The sequence below is a fragment of the Pseudomonas sp. Tn43 genome, from assembly GCF_014192635.1.
Taxonomy (GTDB): domain Bacteria; phylum Pseudomonadota; class Gammaproteobacteria; order Pseudomonadales; family Pseudomonadaceae; genus Aquipseudomonas.
This window is the reverse complement of record NZ_JACHYG010000008.1, coordinates 23420-38959: the sequence shown is the minus strand read 5'-3', so window position 1 is coordinate 38959 and position 15540 is coordinate 23420. Positions and strand designations below refer to the sequence as shown.

Annotated in this window: 11 protein-coding genes; all 11 read right to left on the bottom strand. The window is 59.0% G+C overall.

What is annotated here, in order from left to right; all coding sequences use genetic code 11:
- Positions 1 to 186: 186 nt before the first annotated feature.
- Positions 187 to 483, bottom strand: a complete 297-nt coding sequence (locus tag FHW68_RS20325; protein WP_183682670.1) for a DUF2845 domain-containing protein — start codon at positions 481 to 483, stop codon at positions 187 to 189.
- A complete protein-coding gene (locus FHW68_RS20320; RefSeq protein WP_183682667.1) occupies positions 483 to 3470 on the bottom strand; it encodes a DUF748 domain-containing protein in 2988 nt (995 codons plus the stop codon). The genes FHW68_RS20325 and FHW68_RS20320 overlap by 1 nt, the downstream gene beginning before the upstream one ends.
- A gap of 61 nt (positions 3471 to 3531) precedes the next feature.
- A complete protein-coding gene (locus tag FHW68_RS20315) occupies positions 3532 to 4548 on the bottom strand; it encodes a class I SAM-dependent rRNA methyltransferase (protein WP_095630628.1) in 1017 nt (338 codons plus the stop codon).
- Positions 4549 to 4755: 207 nt separating this feature from the next.
- Positions 4756 to 6693 carry an acetate--CoA ligase gene (gene acs, locus FHW68_RS20310; protein WP_183682664.1) on the bottom strand — a complete coding sequence of 646 codons (1938 nt, stop codon included), beginning with the start codon at positions 6691 to 6693 and terminating at the stop codon, positions 4756 to 4758.
- A gap of 232 nt (positions 6694 to 6925) precedes the next feature.
- On the bottom strand, positions 6926 to 8590 hold the full coding sequence (gene pgi, locus FHW68_RS20305; RefSeq protein ID WP_095630630.1) for a glucose-6-phosphate isomerase: 1665 nt from the start codon (positions 8588 to 8590) through the stop codon (positions 6926 to 6928).
- A 230-nt stretch (positions 8591 to 8820) separates the two neighbouring features.
- Positions 8821 to 9201, bottom strand: coding sequence for an aspartate 1-decarboxylase (panD, locus tag FHW68_RS20300; RefSeq protein ID WP_008153310.1), 381 nt, complete (start codon positions 9199 to 9201; stop codon positions 8821 to 8823).
- 241 nt (positions 9202 to 9442) lie between these two features.
- Positions 9443 to 10303: a pantoate--beta-alanine ligase gene (gene panC / locus FHW68_RS20295; protein ID WP_183682661.1), complete on the bottom strand. Its 861-nt coding sequence runs from the start codon at positions 10301 to 10303 to the stop codon at positions 9443 to 9445.
- The gene (gene panB, locus FHW68_RS20290; protein ID WP_095630632.1) at positions 10300 to 11100 is read right to left on the bottom strand and encodes a 3-methyl-2-oxobutanoate hydroxymethyltransferase; all 801 of its coding nucleotides are present in this window, start codon (positions 11098 to 11100) and stop codon (positions 10300 to 10302) included. Before panB ends, panC begins: the two co-directional genes overlap by 4 nt.
- A 374-nt stretch (positions 11101 to 11474) precedes the next feature.
- A complete protein-coding gene (gene folK / locus FHW68_RS20285) occupies positions 11475 to 11960 on the bottom strand; it encodes a 2-amino-4-hydroxy-6-hydroxymethyldihydropteridine diphosphokinase (protein WP_095630633.1) in 486 nt (161 codons plus the stop codon).
- Positions 11961 to 11963: 3 nt separating this feature from the next.
- Entirely contained in the window at positions 11964 to 13364 is a 1401-nt protein-coding gene (locus tag FHW68_RS20280) for a polynucleotide adenylyltransferase PcnB (RefSeq protein ID WP_095630634.1), read from the bottom strand.
- Positions 13365 to 14089: 725 nt separating this feature from the next.
- Entirely contained in the window at positions 14090 to 15529 is a 1440-nt protein-coding gene (locus FHW68_RS20275; RefSeq protein ID WP_095630636.1) for a sigma-54 dependent transcriptional regulator, read from the bottom strand.
- Positions 15530 to 15540 lie beyond the last annotated feature (11 nt).

Below are 15540 nucleotides of genomic sequence, written 5' to 3'. Positions count from 1 at the left end.
CAAGGATGTGGCCATTACAGGCCCCGGCATTCGTGTCGGGACCTGTCCTATTTGCAGCAACGCATCACTTGTAGGAGCGAGGCTTGCCCGCGAAGAACGATTACGCGGTATCCCTGATGGACCGAGGTGGCTGGTTCGCCGGCAAGCCTGGCTCCTACATTAGGGAAGTGGGGCAAGCTCGATTGTTTAATTCCCACGCTTGCTGGTGATTCGAACCAACCGGTTGCCTTCAAAGCGCAGGTACTGGTACATCCCGCTATTGGGCCCGTAGGTCCATTCCTCGACCTGAAACTCTTCCCGCCGATTGGCGCTGCGCTTGTAGCCCAGCAAGTCGCGGGCAATGGGCTCTCCGCATTTTTGCAGCACCTCGCTGGTCCTGTCTCCGACGCTGATCAATTGGCTACCGCAGCGCAAGGTGTCAGCCGCCACTGCCTGGCCGGCAGCCAGCGCCAAGGCCAGGCTCAGAAGCCAGCGCGCGCTCATCATTCGGCATCCAGATGCATGGACGTGATAACCCGGCCATCGCTCTGTGCCTCGCCAAGGCTGGCGTCGATGAAGTACACACGGTCATCGGCCAACTGACCCTTTTCCACCAGATAATCCTTGATGCTGCTGGCCCGTTCTTGCCCCAGTTGACGCAATAGCACCTCGCTGGAACTCCAGAACGCGATCACGTTTTCACGCATTTTGTTGCTACGTTCTTCCTTGCCCAGATCCTTCCATTCGGCTGGCGGCTGGGTCTTGAGGCGCGTGCGGTAAATCCCTTCCAGCAGCGGGCCTTTCTCGTTGTCCGGTACGTCCAGCAACGAGGCCTGGGCCGGTACTTTGTCACCGCGGCGCTGGAGCATTTTGTAGTAGTTGTACTGGTATTCCCGCTCCAGGCGTTGCTCGGCAATCAGCGGGCCATCGCTGCTCTTGGCGGCGGTGCCTTCGATTTCCAGGCGCAGGGCCGGACGTTCCTTGAGTGCTTGGGACAGTTTGACCAGCGCGGCTTCGGCGTCTTTGCTCAGGTCACTCGAACCCGGTGCGAATGCCACGCTGCCCAAATCTTCCGAGCCACCGCCGCTGACCAGGCCGCCAATCATTTTGAACGGCGCTGCGGCGGCTTTCACGATCAGGTTGCGCAGGGTCTGCCAGACGATAGGCATGACACTGAACTGTGGGTTGTTCAGGTCGCCGCTCACCGGCAGTTCGATGGAGATCTTGCCGTCGACATCCTTGAGCAAGGCAATCGCCAGTTTCAGTGGCAGGCTAACGGCGTCCGGGCTGTCGACCTTTTCACCCAGTTGCAGCTGCTCGACCACCACTTTGTTTTCGGCCAGGAGCTGGCCATTGGTGATCTTGTAATGCAGGTCGAGGTTGAGCCGGCCCTTGCGGATACGGTAACCGGCGAACTTGCCGGAGTAGGGCGTCAGCGTGGTCAGTTCCACCCGTTTGAAACTGGTGGCGATGTCCAGGCTGGCCATCGGGTCGAACGGGTTGACCGAACCCTTGATGGTCACCGGTGCATAGCGGTCGACCTTGCCTTCGATGTCGACGCTGGCCGGTTTGGCCTGACGGCTGTCGATGGTGCCGATCTTCCCGTTGAGCTGTTGAACGGCGGTGGCGAAGTTCGGGGTCAGGCTGAAGTCGGCGAAGTTTGCCGAACCGTCATTGATGGCAACGCCGCCAATGTGGATGCCCAGCGGTTTTTCTTTTCCGGCTGCCGGTTTGGCCGAGGTTGCCGGGGGGGCGGTATCGGCGGGTTGCGGGATCAGCAGATCATCAACGTTGGTGGTGCGATCATCGTTGATCATGAAGCGCGCATAGGGCTGGAACAGGCTGACCTTGTCGATCGACAGGCTGTCGCCATGCTGATAGTTCAGGCCTTCGAGCACCAACTGTTGCCACTTGAGGAAGTCGCGGGTTTTCAGGGTGTCGAGGGTATGCAGCTGATCGACCTGGGCTTTGCCTGTGATGTTGAAGGCCAGCGGTTCGGTGCTTTTCAGATCGACCGCCAGATCACTGCCCAGCATGCCGCTGCGCAGTTCAAGACGAATGAACGGGTTGATGTAGGACTGGGCGACACGCAGGTCGATGTCTTTGGTCTGCACGTTCAGTTTGGCGCTGATCGGGGCCAGATTGACCATGCCATCTGCGCTGATCTTGCCTTGCTTGCCCACGCCGGTGTCGAGCTTGAGGTTGAAAGGAGAACCGTTGAGGCTGTCGAAATTTTGCAGGTCCAGGTTCAGCGGCCCCAGCTCCAGGGCTACCGCCGGTTGTGCCTTGCGGTCGGCCAGATGCACCTGGTAGTCACGTAGCTGCACGTCTTTGAGCAGCACCTGCCAAGGTTTGCCCGGCGCGGTCGGTTCAGGTTTCGGTGAATCGGCAGCCGCTGGAGCGCTGCTCGGTTCGGCATTGGCCTTGGCTGCCGCTTTGGACGGCTGGCTGGCGAACAGCTTTTGCCAGTCGAGTTGCCCGTCGGCTTCGAGGGCGGCCCAGGTTTCCAGTTTTTTGCTGCGAATCTTGCCGACCACTACTTGCTGTTTGGCCAGGTCCACAGTGGTTTCACTGATGTCCAGCCGCTCGAGCTTGGCCAGTGGTCGACCGTCCGGGGTCTTGATGGAGAAAGGCGCGACACTGACGGCAACGTTGCTCAGCAGCAGTTCGGTTTCTTTGGCAAGGTTGAGTTTGTAATCGGTGCTGAGGCTGACGACGCCCTCTTCAAGTGCGAGTGGCACGGCATCACGCACATAGGGCCAGAAGGATTTCATCTTCCCGTCAGTGATTTTCAGCTTACCTTCGGAGGCGATCGGGATCAGGCTGAAATTACCGGTCCAGTCGATCTGTCCACCTGCCGGGCCGACGGCGACCAATGTCATGTCGGCGCTGTCTTCGGGCAGGGTGCTGAGGTTTTTCAATTCGAAATCGAGTTTGTCGTAGAGGAACTCGATGGGTTCGCTGGGCCGTGCATCCTCGAAATGCAAGGAGCCGCCGGCCAGTTTGATCCGCTCCACGCGCAGCGGGAATGGTTGGGCGTCCGGATCGGCCGGGGTCGGTTCGCTGGCGGGGATTTTGAACAGACCGAGCAGGTTGAGTTTGCCGTCCTTGTCGAAGAGGATTTCGGTCTTGGGTTTATCCAGTTCGATATCGGACAGATGCAGCGCTTTGGTCCAGAGGCTGTCGATCTGCAGGTTGGCGTAGAGCCGTTCGAAGCCTATTTGCTCCTTGCCCGGCTCGCCAATGACCAGGCCCCAAAGGGTGACTTCAAGGCTGAACGGGTTGAGTTCGATCCGCTGAATCGTCGCCGGTGTCGTGGCGTAGTTGGCCAATTGCTGGTTGGCGATTCGCAACGCGATGCCCGGCAAAATCAGAAACCCCAGCAGGCTGTAAAGAGCCAGGGCAGTCAACAAGGCGCCGATAGCGCGAATCAATCCTTTGGGCATGTGCGGCTTCATCTGTCGGAATCGGAGTGCCTTGGAGTATGGCATGCGTTTGCGGTTCCGAAGCAACCACGCTTTATAGGATTTATCTGATTATCGGCGCGGATTTTCAGAGCTGCAGAATCAGGGTTTTCAATGGCGGCTGTTGATCCTTCGACGGGAAATCGCTGCCTGGCGTCAGCACGCTCCACTCCCGCACCGGGCGCCCGGCCTTCTCGGCGCAGCGCAGAACCTGTTCGCGCCAATCGTCCATGCTGACCTTCGCCAGGTTGTTGCAGCAGATCAGCACCCCATCCTTGGCGGTGGTCAGCAGCGCCGGTTTGAGCAGGCTTTGATAATCACGCAACAGGTCGACCGTACCGAAAGCACTCTTGGCCCAGGCCGGTGGATCGAGCAATACCAGATCGTACTGACGCGGCTCCAGGCGTTGATAACCCGGCAGTTTCTGCCCGCGGCGCTGGCTGATCGGCAGACCGGCCAATTGGCGAATGGCTGGAAAGTAATCGGACTGAATGAACTCCATTGTCGGCAATTGCGGGTTAAGCAAGCCGTTCTCACGACCGACCGCCAGATTGCCTTCGGCAAAGTCCAGGTTACACACTTCGCTCGCACCACCCGCCGCGGCGCTGAGGCCGACGCCACAGGTGTAGGCAAACAGGTTCAGCACACTTTTGTTTTGGCTGTGCGCCTTGACCCAGCCGCGAGCATTGCGCAGGTCGAGAAACAGCAACGGGTCTTGGCCGGCGTGGCGCCCGCGAACCCGGTAGTTCAGGCCCCATTCGTGGCCGACCAGATCTTGCAGGGCCGCTTCGTCGGCGCGGTAGATGGGGTCTTCGCGGTCGATGCGCGAGTTGCCACGGGAACGGTCGTTGTAGACCAGCAGCGTGTCGAAACCCAGCTGTTGATTGACGGTTTCGTGCAGTTGCAGCAGGGCGTCACGCTCCAGCGTCTGGTGAAAACTCTGTACTAATAATTGCGGACCGTAGCGGTCGATGGTCAGGCCGCCGGCGCCTTCCTGGCTGCCGTGGAACAGGCGATAGCAATCGGTGCCTTGCTGATGCAACTCGGCAAGCAGGTCCTGACGATGATCGAGGGCGGCGCGCAGCGCCTGATTCAAGGAAGACATGCTGAGCGCCTTGCAGGAGGAAATTGGGGGCGCGGAAGTTTAACAGCTTGGACGATGAAGAACCTGTACCTGTACCTGTCCCTGTAACTGTACCTGTAACTGTAACTGTAGGAGCGAGGCTTGCCCGCGAAGACGGCGGCACAGTCAACATTAATGTCGCCTGACACACCGCTTTCGCGGGCAAGCCTCGCTCCTACAGGGACAGGTTCATTGGTTCAGCCGTTGATCGATCAGCCCTTGCACCACGCTCGGGTCGGCGAGGGTCGAGGTGTCGCCCAGGCTGTCCAGTTCGTTGCAGGCGATCTTGCGCAGAATTCGTCGCATGATCTTTCCCGAACGGGTTTTGGGCAGTGCCGGAGCCCACTGGATCAAGTCCGGTTTGGCGAAGTTGCCGATTTCCTTGCTGACATGCGCCAGCAACTGTTTCTTCAGTTCGTCGTTGGGTTCGGTGCCATTCATGGGCGTGACAAAGGCATAGATGCCTTGGCCTTTGACGTCGTGGGGATAACCGACCACGGCGGCCTCGGCGATGCTGTCGTGCAGCACCAGCGCGCTTTCCACTTCGGCCGTGCCGATGCGGTGTCCGGAGACGTTGATCACGTCGTCGATGCGGCCGGTGATCCAGTAGTCGCCGTCCTCGTCGCGGCGGGCGCCATCGCCGGTGAAGTAATAGCCGGGGTAGGGCTTGAAGTAGGTTTCGATCATCCGTTTCGGGTCGCCGTAGACGCTGCGGATCTGCGCCGGCCAGCTGGATTTAATGGCCAGTATGCCGCTGCCGGCGCCTTTGATTTCCTTGCCGTGTTCATCGAGCAATACCGGTTGTACACCGAACATCGGTTGCATGGCGCAACCGGGTTTGACCCGTTGGGTGCTGACCAGCGGGCTGAGCATGATGCCGCCGGTTTCGGTTTGCCACCAGGTATCGACAATCGGGCAGCGCTGCTCGCCGACCGTGTTGAAATACCACTCCCAGGCTTCCGGATTGATCGGTTCACCGACGGTGCCGAGCAATCGCAGGCTCTCGCGGGACGTTTCCTTCAACGGTTCGGGGCCTTCACGCATCAATGCGCGCAACGCGGTTGGAGCGGTGTAGAAGATATTCACGTGGTGTTTATCGATCACCTGCCAAAAGCGTGAAGTGCTGGGGTAGCTCGGTACGCCTTCGAAAATCAGCGTGGTCGCTCCGTTGGCCAGCGGCCCGTAGACGATGTAGCTATGGCCGGTGACCCAGCCGACATCGGCGGTGCACCAGAAAACCTCACCGTCGCGATAGTCGAACACGTACTTGAAGGTCATGGCGGCTTGCAGCAAATAGCCGCCGGTGGTGTGCAGCACGCCTTTGGGTTTGCCGGTGCTGCCAGAGGTGTAGAGGATAAACAGCGGGTCTTCGGCGTCCATCGGCTCTGGCGGGCAGTCGTCGCCAACATCGCGCACCGCCTGGTGATACCAGATATCTCGATCATCGACCCAGTTGACCTGGCCTTGGGTGCGCTCGACCACGATCACGGTGTTCACGTCGGGGCAGCTTTGCAGCGCCGTGTCGACATTCTGTTTAAGCGGCACAAATTTGCTACCGCGTACGCCTTCGTCAGCCGTGATCACGGTGCGGCAATCGGCGTCGAGAATCCGGTCACGCAACGAATCCGGGGAGAAGCCGCCGAACACCACCGAATGAATCGCGCCGATCCGCGCACAGGCGAGCATGGCGTAGGCAGCTTCGGGAATCATCGGCATGTAGATGCACACGCGGTCGCCTTTCTTCACGCCACGGCTTTTGAGCACGTTGGCCAGTCGACAGACGTTGTGATGGAGTCTTTTGTAGGTGATCTGGGCGGATTCGGCGGGGTCATCGCCTTCCCAGATGATCGCGATTTGATCGCCGCGTTTTTCCAGGTGACGATCGATGCAGTTGTAACTGACGTTTAACCTTGCGCCAGCGAACCAGCTTGCCTCACCGGTTTTCAGGTCATAACGCTGGACGGTTTGCCACGGCGCGCTCCAGTCGAGAAAGCGTGTGGCCTGTTCGGCCCAGAAGGTGCTGGGATGCTCGATGGATTGGCGGTACAGGCGATGGTAGTCGTCTTGACTTAACTGTGCAGCCCGGCGGACGGCATCGGCTTGGGGAAACGTGCTGATATCGAACATGACGGTTCCTTATTCTTGTTGCGACAAGAATAAAGATGCGCCGAGTGGGGGAAGGGTTCAAGTCAGATGCCGATCGGTGTGGAAGGTGCCGGCCGTAAAATTTGTGATCGCCATAAACCAATGTGGGAGCGAGCCTGCTCGCGATGGGACATGACATTCAATGTTGATGTTGAATGTCAGACCGAAATCGCGAGCAGGCTCGCTCCCACAGGGGTAGTCGTGTGGCGTCAAATCACCCGCGGTGACGACCGCGGAAGTAGTTGATCAAGCCTTGGGTGGAAGCATCGTCGGCCGGGGTTTCTTCGCTGCCGACCAGGCGGTTGTAGACGCCTTTGCCCAGTTCCTTGCCCAGTTCCACGCCCCATTGGTCGAAGGCGTTGATGCCCCAGACCACGCTTTGCACGAAGACTTTGTGTTCGTACAGCGCCACCAGTGCGCCAAGGCGACGCGGGCTGATGCGTTCGACCACCAGGGTGTTGCTCGGACGGTTGCCCGGGATCACCTTGTGCGCGGCCAGTTTCTGCACTTCATCTTCGCTCATGCCCTTGTCACGCAACTCGGCTTCAGCCTCGGCGCGGGTCTTGCCGAGCATCAGTGCCTGGCTTTGCGACAGGCAGTTGGCGTACAGCCACTGGTGGTGGTCGGACACCGGGTTGAAGCTGACGATCGGCACGATAAAGTCGGCCGGAATCAGTTGGGTGCCTTGGTGCAGCAACTGGTGATAAGCGTGCTGGCCGTTGCAGCCGACGCCGCCCCAGATCACCGGGCCGGTATCGGTGGACACTGGCGTGCCGTCCTGGCGTACGCTCTTGCCGTTGGATTCCATGTCCAGCTGTTGCAAGTGTTTGGTGATGTTGCGCAGGTAGTGGTCGTACGGCAGGATCGCGTGGCTTTGCGCGCCCCAGAAGTTGCCGTACCAGACGCCGAGCAACGCCAGCAGTACCGGCATGTTCTGTTCGAATGGCGCGCTCTGGAAGTGCTGGTCCATGGTGTAGGCACCGGACAGCAGTTCCTTGAAATTCGACATGCCGATGGCCAATGCGATCGGCAAACCGATAGCCGACCACAGCGAGTAACGCCCGCCAACCCAATCCCACATCGGGAAGATGTTTTCTTCGCGAATACCAAACGCTACCGCCGCTGCGTTGTTGCTGGAAACGGCGATGAAGTGACGATACAGCTCGGCTTCCGAACCGCCCTGAGCCAGATACCAGGCGCGTGCTGCCTGGGCGTTTTTCAGGGTTTCGAGGGTATTGAAGGATTTCGACGAGACGATGAACAGCGTGGTCTCGGCGCGCAGCTTCATGGTCAGTTCGTGGAATTCACTGCCGTCGATGTTCGCCAGGTAATGGCAGCGCACGCCTTTCTGGGCGTAGGACAACAGCGCTTCGGACACCAGTTCAGGGCCAAGGAACGAGCCACCGATGCCGATGTTGACCACGTCGGTGATCGGCTTCTCGGTGTAACCGCGCCACAAACCATCGTGGATGCGGCCCACGAGGTCGGTGATCTGGTTCAGCACTTTATGCACGTCGGGCATCACGTTGACGCCGTTGACCGACAGCTTGTCGCCCACCGGGCGGCGCAGTGCGGTGTGCAGGGCTGGACGTCCTTCGGAAGCGTTGACGATCTCGCCTGCGAACAGCGCTTTGATCGCGCCCTGCAGATCGACTTCGTTGGCCAGGCCCACCAGCAGGTTGCGGGTCTCGGCGTTGATCAGGTTTTTCGAGTAGTCGAGAAACAGGCCGCAGCTGCTGAGGGTGAATTGAGTAAAACGCTGCGGATCGGCATTAAAGGCTTCGCGCATGCTGAAATCCTGCATGGCTTGGCGGTGGTCATTCAGCGCTTGCCAGGCGGGCAGAGCGGTAACGTCGTGAGGGGTGCGGTAATACGCCATCGCTGCGGTTTTCCTTTTTACTTGAACGGCCTTTTGAACACGATAAATACCGGAGCGCCGTGGGCGGGCGTCCGGTCAACTGCGTCGACACGATTTCATGGCGCAGGGCGAACACAGTAAACCTCGCGCCACAATCTGTCTTGACTTTGTCTGACCTGCTCCCGGTACTTTTTTAACATTTAAACAGGGAGCGGTCCGACAAACGGAAGACAGACAGAGGAACGGTTCGATCAGGCGACCTGAACCGGAATGGCATTACTGGTGTGGCTCAACTCGTTACCCGGCGCCATGTAGAGCATGCGCGGCTTGAAGTTGAGCAGCTCGGCTTCGCTGTAATGGGCGTAAGCGCAGATGATCACGCGGTCGCCGACCTTGGCCTTGTGCGCCGCGGCTCCGTTGACCGAAATCATGCGCGAACCTTCTTCGCCACGAATCGCATAAGTGGTGAAGCGTTCGCCGTTGTCGATGTTATAGATCTGGATCTGTTCGTACTCACGGATGCCGGACAGGTCCAGCCATTCACCGTCGATGGCGCAAGAGCCTTCGTAATCGAGTACAGCGTGGGTAACTTCGGCGCGATGCAGCTTGGCCTTGAGCATGATGGCGTGCATGAGTGTTTCCCCAGGTCGGAATCGAACGGCGGGCAGTTTGCCCGAAGGCATGAAGGGCGGCAATACGATGTGGAAATTGACCCAGGACCCATGTGGGAGCGGGCCTGTGGCGAGGGGGCTTGCCCCCGTGAGTGCATGGCACTCACAAGGTCGTGGGTACAACAGAGATTTTGGGGCTGCTTCGCTGCCCAACGGGGGCAAGCCCCCTCGCCACAGGCCTGCCCCACATTTTTTGCGGTGTCTAGAGGAGGGCGTCGAGGTTCAGATGCAGGTTGTCGATCAACCGCGTCGTGCCCAGGAACGCTGCCACCAGAATCACCAGGTCCCGATCTTGCGCCGTCGCCGGTCGCAAGGTCAGCGCATGGCGAATTTCCAGATAGTCCACTCGCAGACCGGCGGCTTCGAGCTGCTTGATCTGCTCGTTGATCAGTGTCGGGTAATCGCGCTCGCCCTGTTTGATTGCATCGGCAATATGGGTCAGGGTGCGATAGACCACCGGCGCGATGGCCCGCTGTTCTTCGCTGAGGAAACCATTGCGCGACGACAGCGCCAGACCGTCGGCGGCCCGGACGGTAGGCTCGCCGATAATCTGGATCGGCATGTTCAAGTCATGCACCAGGGCGCGAATCACCGCCAGTTGCTGGAAGTCTTTCTGGCCGAAGATCGCCAGGTCCGGCTGGACCATATTGAACAGCTTGCTGACGACGGTCGCCACGCCTTCGAAATGCCCCGGACGGCTGGCGCCGCACAGGCCCTCGGACAGTTGTGGGACGCTGACGCGGGTCTGGCCGGCCATGCCATCGGGGTATATTTCTTCGACGGTGGGTGCGAACAGCAAATGGCAACCGGCCTGAAGCAGTTTCTCCTGATCGGCGGCCAGGGTTCGCGGGTATTTGTCGAGGTCTTCACCGGCGCCGAACTGCAGCGGGTTGACGAAAATGCTTGCGACCACGAAATCCACCCGCTGGGTGGCTTTGGTAATCAGCGCGATATGCCCGCTGTGCAGGTTGCCCATGGTCGGCACAAAGCCGATACGTTTGCCTTCACTACGGGCGCGGGCCACGGCGGCCCGCAGTTCACGTACGGTTTTTACGGTGTTCATGCAGAGAATCCGTGTTCGATGCCAGGGAAAGTCGCCGCTTTGACTTCAGTGACGTAGGCGCTCAAGGCTGCCTGGACGCTGGTTTGGCCGGTCATGAAATTCTTCACGAATTTCGGCACGCGGCCGGTAATGGACAAGCCCAGCATGTCGTGCAAGACCAGCACCTGGCCGTCGGTGCCACTGCCGGCGCCGATACCGATTACCGGGATCTTCACCGCCTGGGAAATTTCTTCGGCCAGTTCGCTGGGCACACATTCGAGCAGCAGCATGGCCGCGCCAGCCTGTTCCAGGGAAATCGCGTCGGCACGCATCTGCCGCGCCTGATTTTCGTTGCGGCCCTGGACTTTATAGCCGCCGAGAATGTTGACCGATTGCGGCGTCAGCCCCATGTGCGCACACACCGGGATGCCACGTTCGGCCAGCAGACGGATCGAATCCGCGAGCCACAATGCGCCTTCAACCTTGACCATATGCGCACCGGCCTGCATCAACAGGGCGCTGTTGGTCATGGTTTGTTCGATAGTGGCGTAGGCCATGAACGGCAGATCAGCGAGGATCAAGGCATCGGTGTTGCCACGTTTGACGGCTGCCACGTGGTAGGCCATTTCGGCAGTGGTCACCGGCAGGGTACTGTCGTGACCCTGCAAAACCATGCCGAGGGAGTCGCCCACCAGCAGCACTTCAACCCCGGCCTCATTACAGGCATGGGCGAAGGTCGCGTCATAGCAGGTCAGCATGGTGATCTTTTCACCTTTCTGCTTGAGGCTCTGGAGCGTGGTCAGGGTGATGGCTGGCATGAAAAAATCCTCATTACAGGCGCTATGGAAACTACTGCGAGTAACGCGCGTGATTCGTCATTTATACAGGCGCACCTTCTTTCGTGGTGCTTGTAAGGCCTGGATTGCGCCCTTTGGCGCCGCGTTGGCGGCAGCGGGACGCCTATAGTCGTGAGGAGAACCCGGGAAGTCAATTGCGTGTGTTACCGCATTGTTACGCATGGGGTGTTACCGGCGTAACTGATGCGATTCAGCAGATTTTTGCTGCTGCACATCTTTGATACGACAGAAACCATTGTGGGAGCGGGCTTGCCCGCGATGGCGGACTGTCAGTCAACATTGATGTTGAATGTAAAGTCGCTATCGCGGGCAAGCCCGCTCCCACAAGGTTTTTGTCAATTTTGAGAGAGGCGTTCCAACCCGACGAACGGACAGTCGGCGAGTAATGCTGCGAGGCTACGGCCATCGGCCAGGCGCAGATCAGCCGGTGCCAGCTCGGCCAGCGGATAGAGCACAAAGGCTCGTTCCTGCAGATGATAGTGGGGGATTTTCAGGCGAGGTTCGTCGATCAGGCGATCGCCGAACAGCACGATGTCCAGGTCCAGCGTGCGTGGCCCCCAGCGTTCAAGGCGCTCGCGGCCCTGGTCGTTCTCGATGGCTTGCAGCGCATCAAGCAGGTCGAGCGGCGTGAGGCGGCTGTCGAGCGCGGCGACGGCGTTGGTATAGCGCGGTTGGCCGGGCAGCAGCGAGTCGCTTTGATAAAACCCGGAAACCCCGACCAGTTCGGTTTGCGGCAATCGCGCAAGCGCTTCGACAGCGCTACGCAACTGTTCGGCGGGATCAGCCAGATTGCTGCCCATGCCGATATAGACGCGTTCCATGGCTTATTCGCCTGTAACGCTCGGTGCGCCGGCAGCGCGCTTGCGCTTGGCACCGCCGCTGCGGCGACGTTTGCGGGGAGCGCCGGTACCGTCTTCCTTGCCACTCAAGTCGCGGATCATGTCCCGGCGTTCGCTGTCATTGGCATCCTGATAGTCGGTCCACCATTCGCCCAGGCCATCGGTCTGCTCACCGGCGCTTTCACGCAGCAGCAGGAAGTCGTAACCGGCACGGAACCGCGGATTGTCCAGTAACAGATCGGCGCGTTTGCCGCTGCGCCGTGGCAAGCGCTCCTGCATGTCCCAGATCTCGCGGATCGGCATAGTGAAGCGTTTCGGAATGGCGATGCGCTGGCACTGCTCGGCGATCAATTCGTGAGCGGCTTCCTGCATCGCCGGAATCGGCGGCATGCCGCGTTCCTGCAGACGCAACACACGGGCCGGCAGGGCAGGCCAGAGCAGGGCGGCAAACAGGAACGCCGGGGTGACCGGTTTGTTCTGTTTGATTCGCAGGTCTGTGTTGATCAGCGCTTCACTGATCAGCGTGTGGGTGTAGGTCGGGCTGTATTCCAACGCCGCCGCACTCGCCGGGAACAGCGGATCGAACAGCTGCAGGTCGACCAGCATTTCGAAGGTGTCCGCGGCATAGCCGGACAGGAACAGCTTGAGCACTTCTTCGAACAGACGAGCCGAGGGGATTTCACGCAACAACGGCGCCAGTTCGCGAATGGGCGTGGCGCTGTGTTTTTCGATGCCGAAATTAAGCTTGGCGGCGAACCGCACGGCCCGCAGCATCCGCACCGGGTCTTCCTGGTAACGTTGCTTCGGATCGCCGATCAGGCGGATCAGGTGATTGCGGATGTCGTGTACGCCGTTGGCGTAATCGAGAATGCGCTCGCTGACTGGATCGTAATATAAGGCGTTGATGGTGAAGTCGCGGCGTTGCGCGTCTTCTTCCAGGGTGCCGTAGACGTTGTCGCGCAAAATGCGCCCGCTTTCATTGCGAGACGATTGGTTGCTGTCTTCGTCTTCGTCGTTTTGCGGGTGATTGGCGCGAAAGGTCGCGACTTCAATGATTTCGCGGCCAAAGTGGATATGCACCAGTTTGAAACGCCGACCGATGATCCGCGCGTTGCGGAATTCAGCGCGTACCTGTTCAGGCGTGGCGCTGGTGGCGACGTCGAAATCTTTCGGCGTGATGCCGAGCAGCATGTCACGCACACAGCCGCCGACCAGGTAAGCCTGGTAACCGGCGTTCTGCAGGCGTTCGACGATATTCACCGCGTAACGGCTGAATTGTGCCTTTTGCAACGAATGTTGGCCGCTGTTGAGCACTTCAGGCGTACTGCGAATGTGTTGCGTGTGACGCTTGGGAGAACGGAATGACTGGAACAACTTCTTCAGCATGGGATGCACTGTTTGAAGGAATGTTCGGCCATAACGAAGAATGACCGCATGATGGGCGGGGATTCTAGCATTTAGTCAGGGGATGGTGTAGGACACAGCAGATTTGAGCTGCAAGTCGCAAGCCGCAAGCTACAGGAGGGGAGGTTTTTCAAATCGCAGAAACCACAAGGGGAGCCGAAGCTCCCCAAGAAGTAGTTGCATGCTCTATTTTTATTATTGGTTTCGGGCTTCTTGTTTTTGTTGAGCGCCCTCGCCATGAAGTTTTCCTTCATGACCCTCCCAATCGGGAGCCAAGAGCAAACGGATTGCTTTGGTCGCTGTGTTGCTGTGATCGTTCGATCCAACCAGTTCAGGCACTGTCTCGGGACAGTTTTTATTGTTCTCGGCCTGGTCGTGGGGCAAGCCCCAAATGCAACGCCTCTCCAAAAGAATCAGTTAGCTACGCCTCTCGCCGTCTTGTTTTTATTGTGCGTGAGTCGATACGTCTTATTTTTATTGTCTTGTTCATTGCTTGTTATTGTTCTTGTACTGAACATATAGCAGGGTGCGTGCCAACTTTTGTGAAACCCAGTAAAACAAGGGGTTAGGCGGGCTGATGAGATGATTGGGGGCCAAAAAAAGCCGGGGCTTCGTTACCGTAAGCCCCGGCTTCTGTTACGTGAAAAAGCTGAGGTAACAGTTTTTTCACAATGTCATGTGTTACCCGCACATGCGACAGGTGCGGTTCAGCTCTCGCTGGCCACGCCGGTCTTGCGCCGCGGAATGCCCAGGCGCTGACGGCGTTCCCACAGGCATTTGCGACTGACCCCGAGTTTGCGGGCCAGTTCGGTTTCGGTCATGTGGTCCTGATGCTCGAGGACGAAATGCTGGAAGTAGTCTTCCAGGGACAAATCTTCAGTCGGTTCATGGCTGGTGTTACCGGCGCCATTGCCCTGCTGGGGCGCCAGACCGATGAAATCATCGTCTTCCAGATCGCTCAATTCGATATCGATGCCCAACAGCTCTGCGGAAATCTCCGGGCTTTCGCACAGAATCACTGCACGTTCGACCGCGTTTTCCAGCTCACGAACATTGCCCGGCCATGAGTAATGTCGAATGGCCTGTTCGGCATCAGCAGCAAATCTCAAATCGGTACGGCCAATCCGAGCGCTCTGTCGCGCGAGGAATGCAGTGGCGATTTCATTGACGTCCGCGCCGCGCTCACGCAAGGCCGGCAGTTTCAGGGCGATTACGTGAAGGCGGTAATACAGGTCTTCACGGAACTGGCCAATCTTCGCCAGGCTCTTGAGGTCCCGGTGTGTCGCAGCAATCAGGCGTACGTCGACCTTCTGCGACTGCACCGAACCGACCCGGCGGATTTCCCCTTCCTGCAACACGCGCAGCAGACGTGCCTGGGCTTCCAGCGGCAATTCGCCGATTTCATCGAGGAACAAGGTGCCGCCGTCCGCTGCTTCCACCAACCCGGCACGCCCGGCACTGGCGCCGGTAAACGCGCCTTTTTCGTGGCCGAACAGTTCGGACTCGATCAGGCTTTCCGGAATGGCCGCGCAGTTCACCGAAATCATCGGCGCCTTGGCACGTTTGGACAGGTTGTGCAGGGCACGTGCTACCAGTTCTTTACCGGTACCGGATTCGCCCTGGATCAGGACATTGGAATCGGTTGGCGCGACTTTGCGGATCTTGCTGTACAGGTCCTGCATCGGCGGACACGAGCCGATAATGCCGATTTCGCCGTTGCTGTTGTCGACACCGTTTTTTGCGGCGCCATTGCTCGTTTTGCCGACGACCGGTTCACCGCTGGCTTGTTGCGCCGATTGCCGGTCTCGCAGGATTCGCGCGACCGCCTGGAGCATTTCGTCGTGATCGAAAGGCTTGGCGATGTAATCCACCGCGCCCATTTTCATGGAATCGACGGCCGAACGCAGGCTGGCGTAACTGGTCATGATCAGCACCGGGGTGCCTTGGCCAAGTTTGATCAACTCGGTACCGGGTGCGCCCGGCAGACGCAGGTCGCTGACGATCAAGTCAAACGTGGGGATGCTGAAACGCTCTTGTGCTTCCTGCACGGATCCGGCTTCGCTGACCTGGTACTGGTTACGTTCCAGCAGACGGCGCAAGGCGGAGCGGATAATTGTTTCGTCTTCGACGATCAAAATGTGCGGCATTGATTCGATAC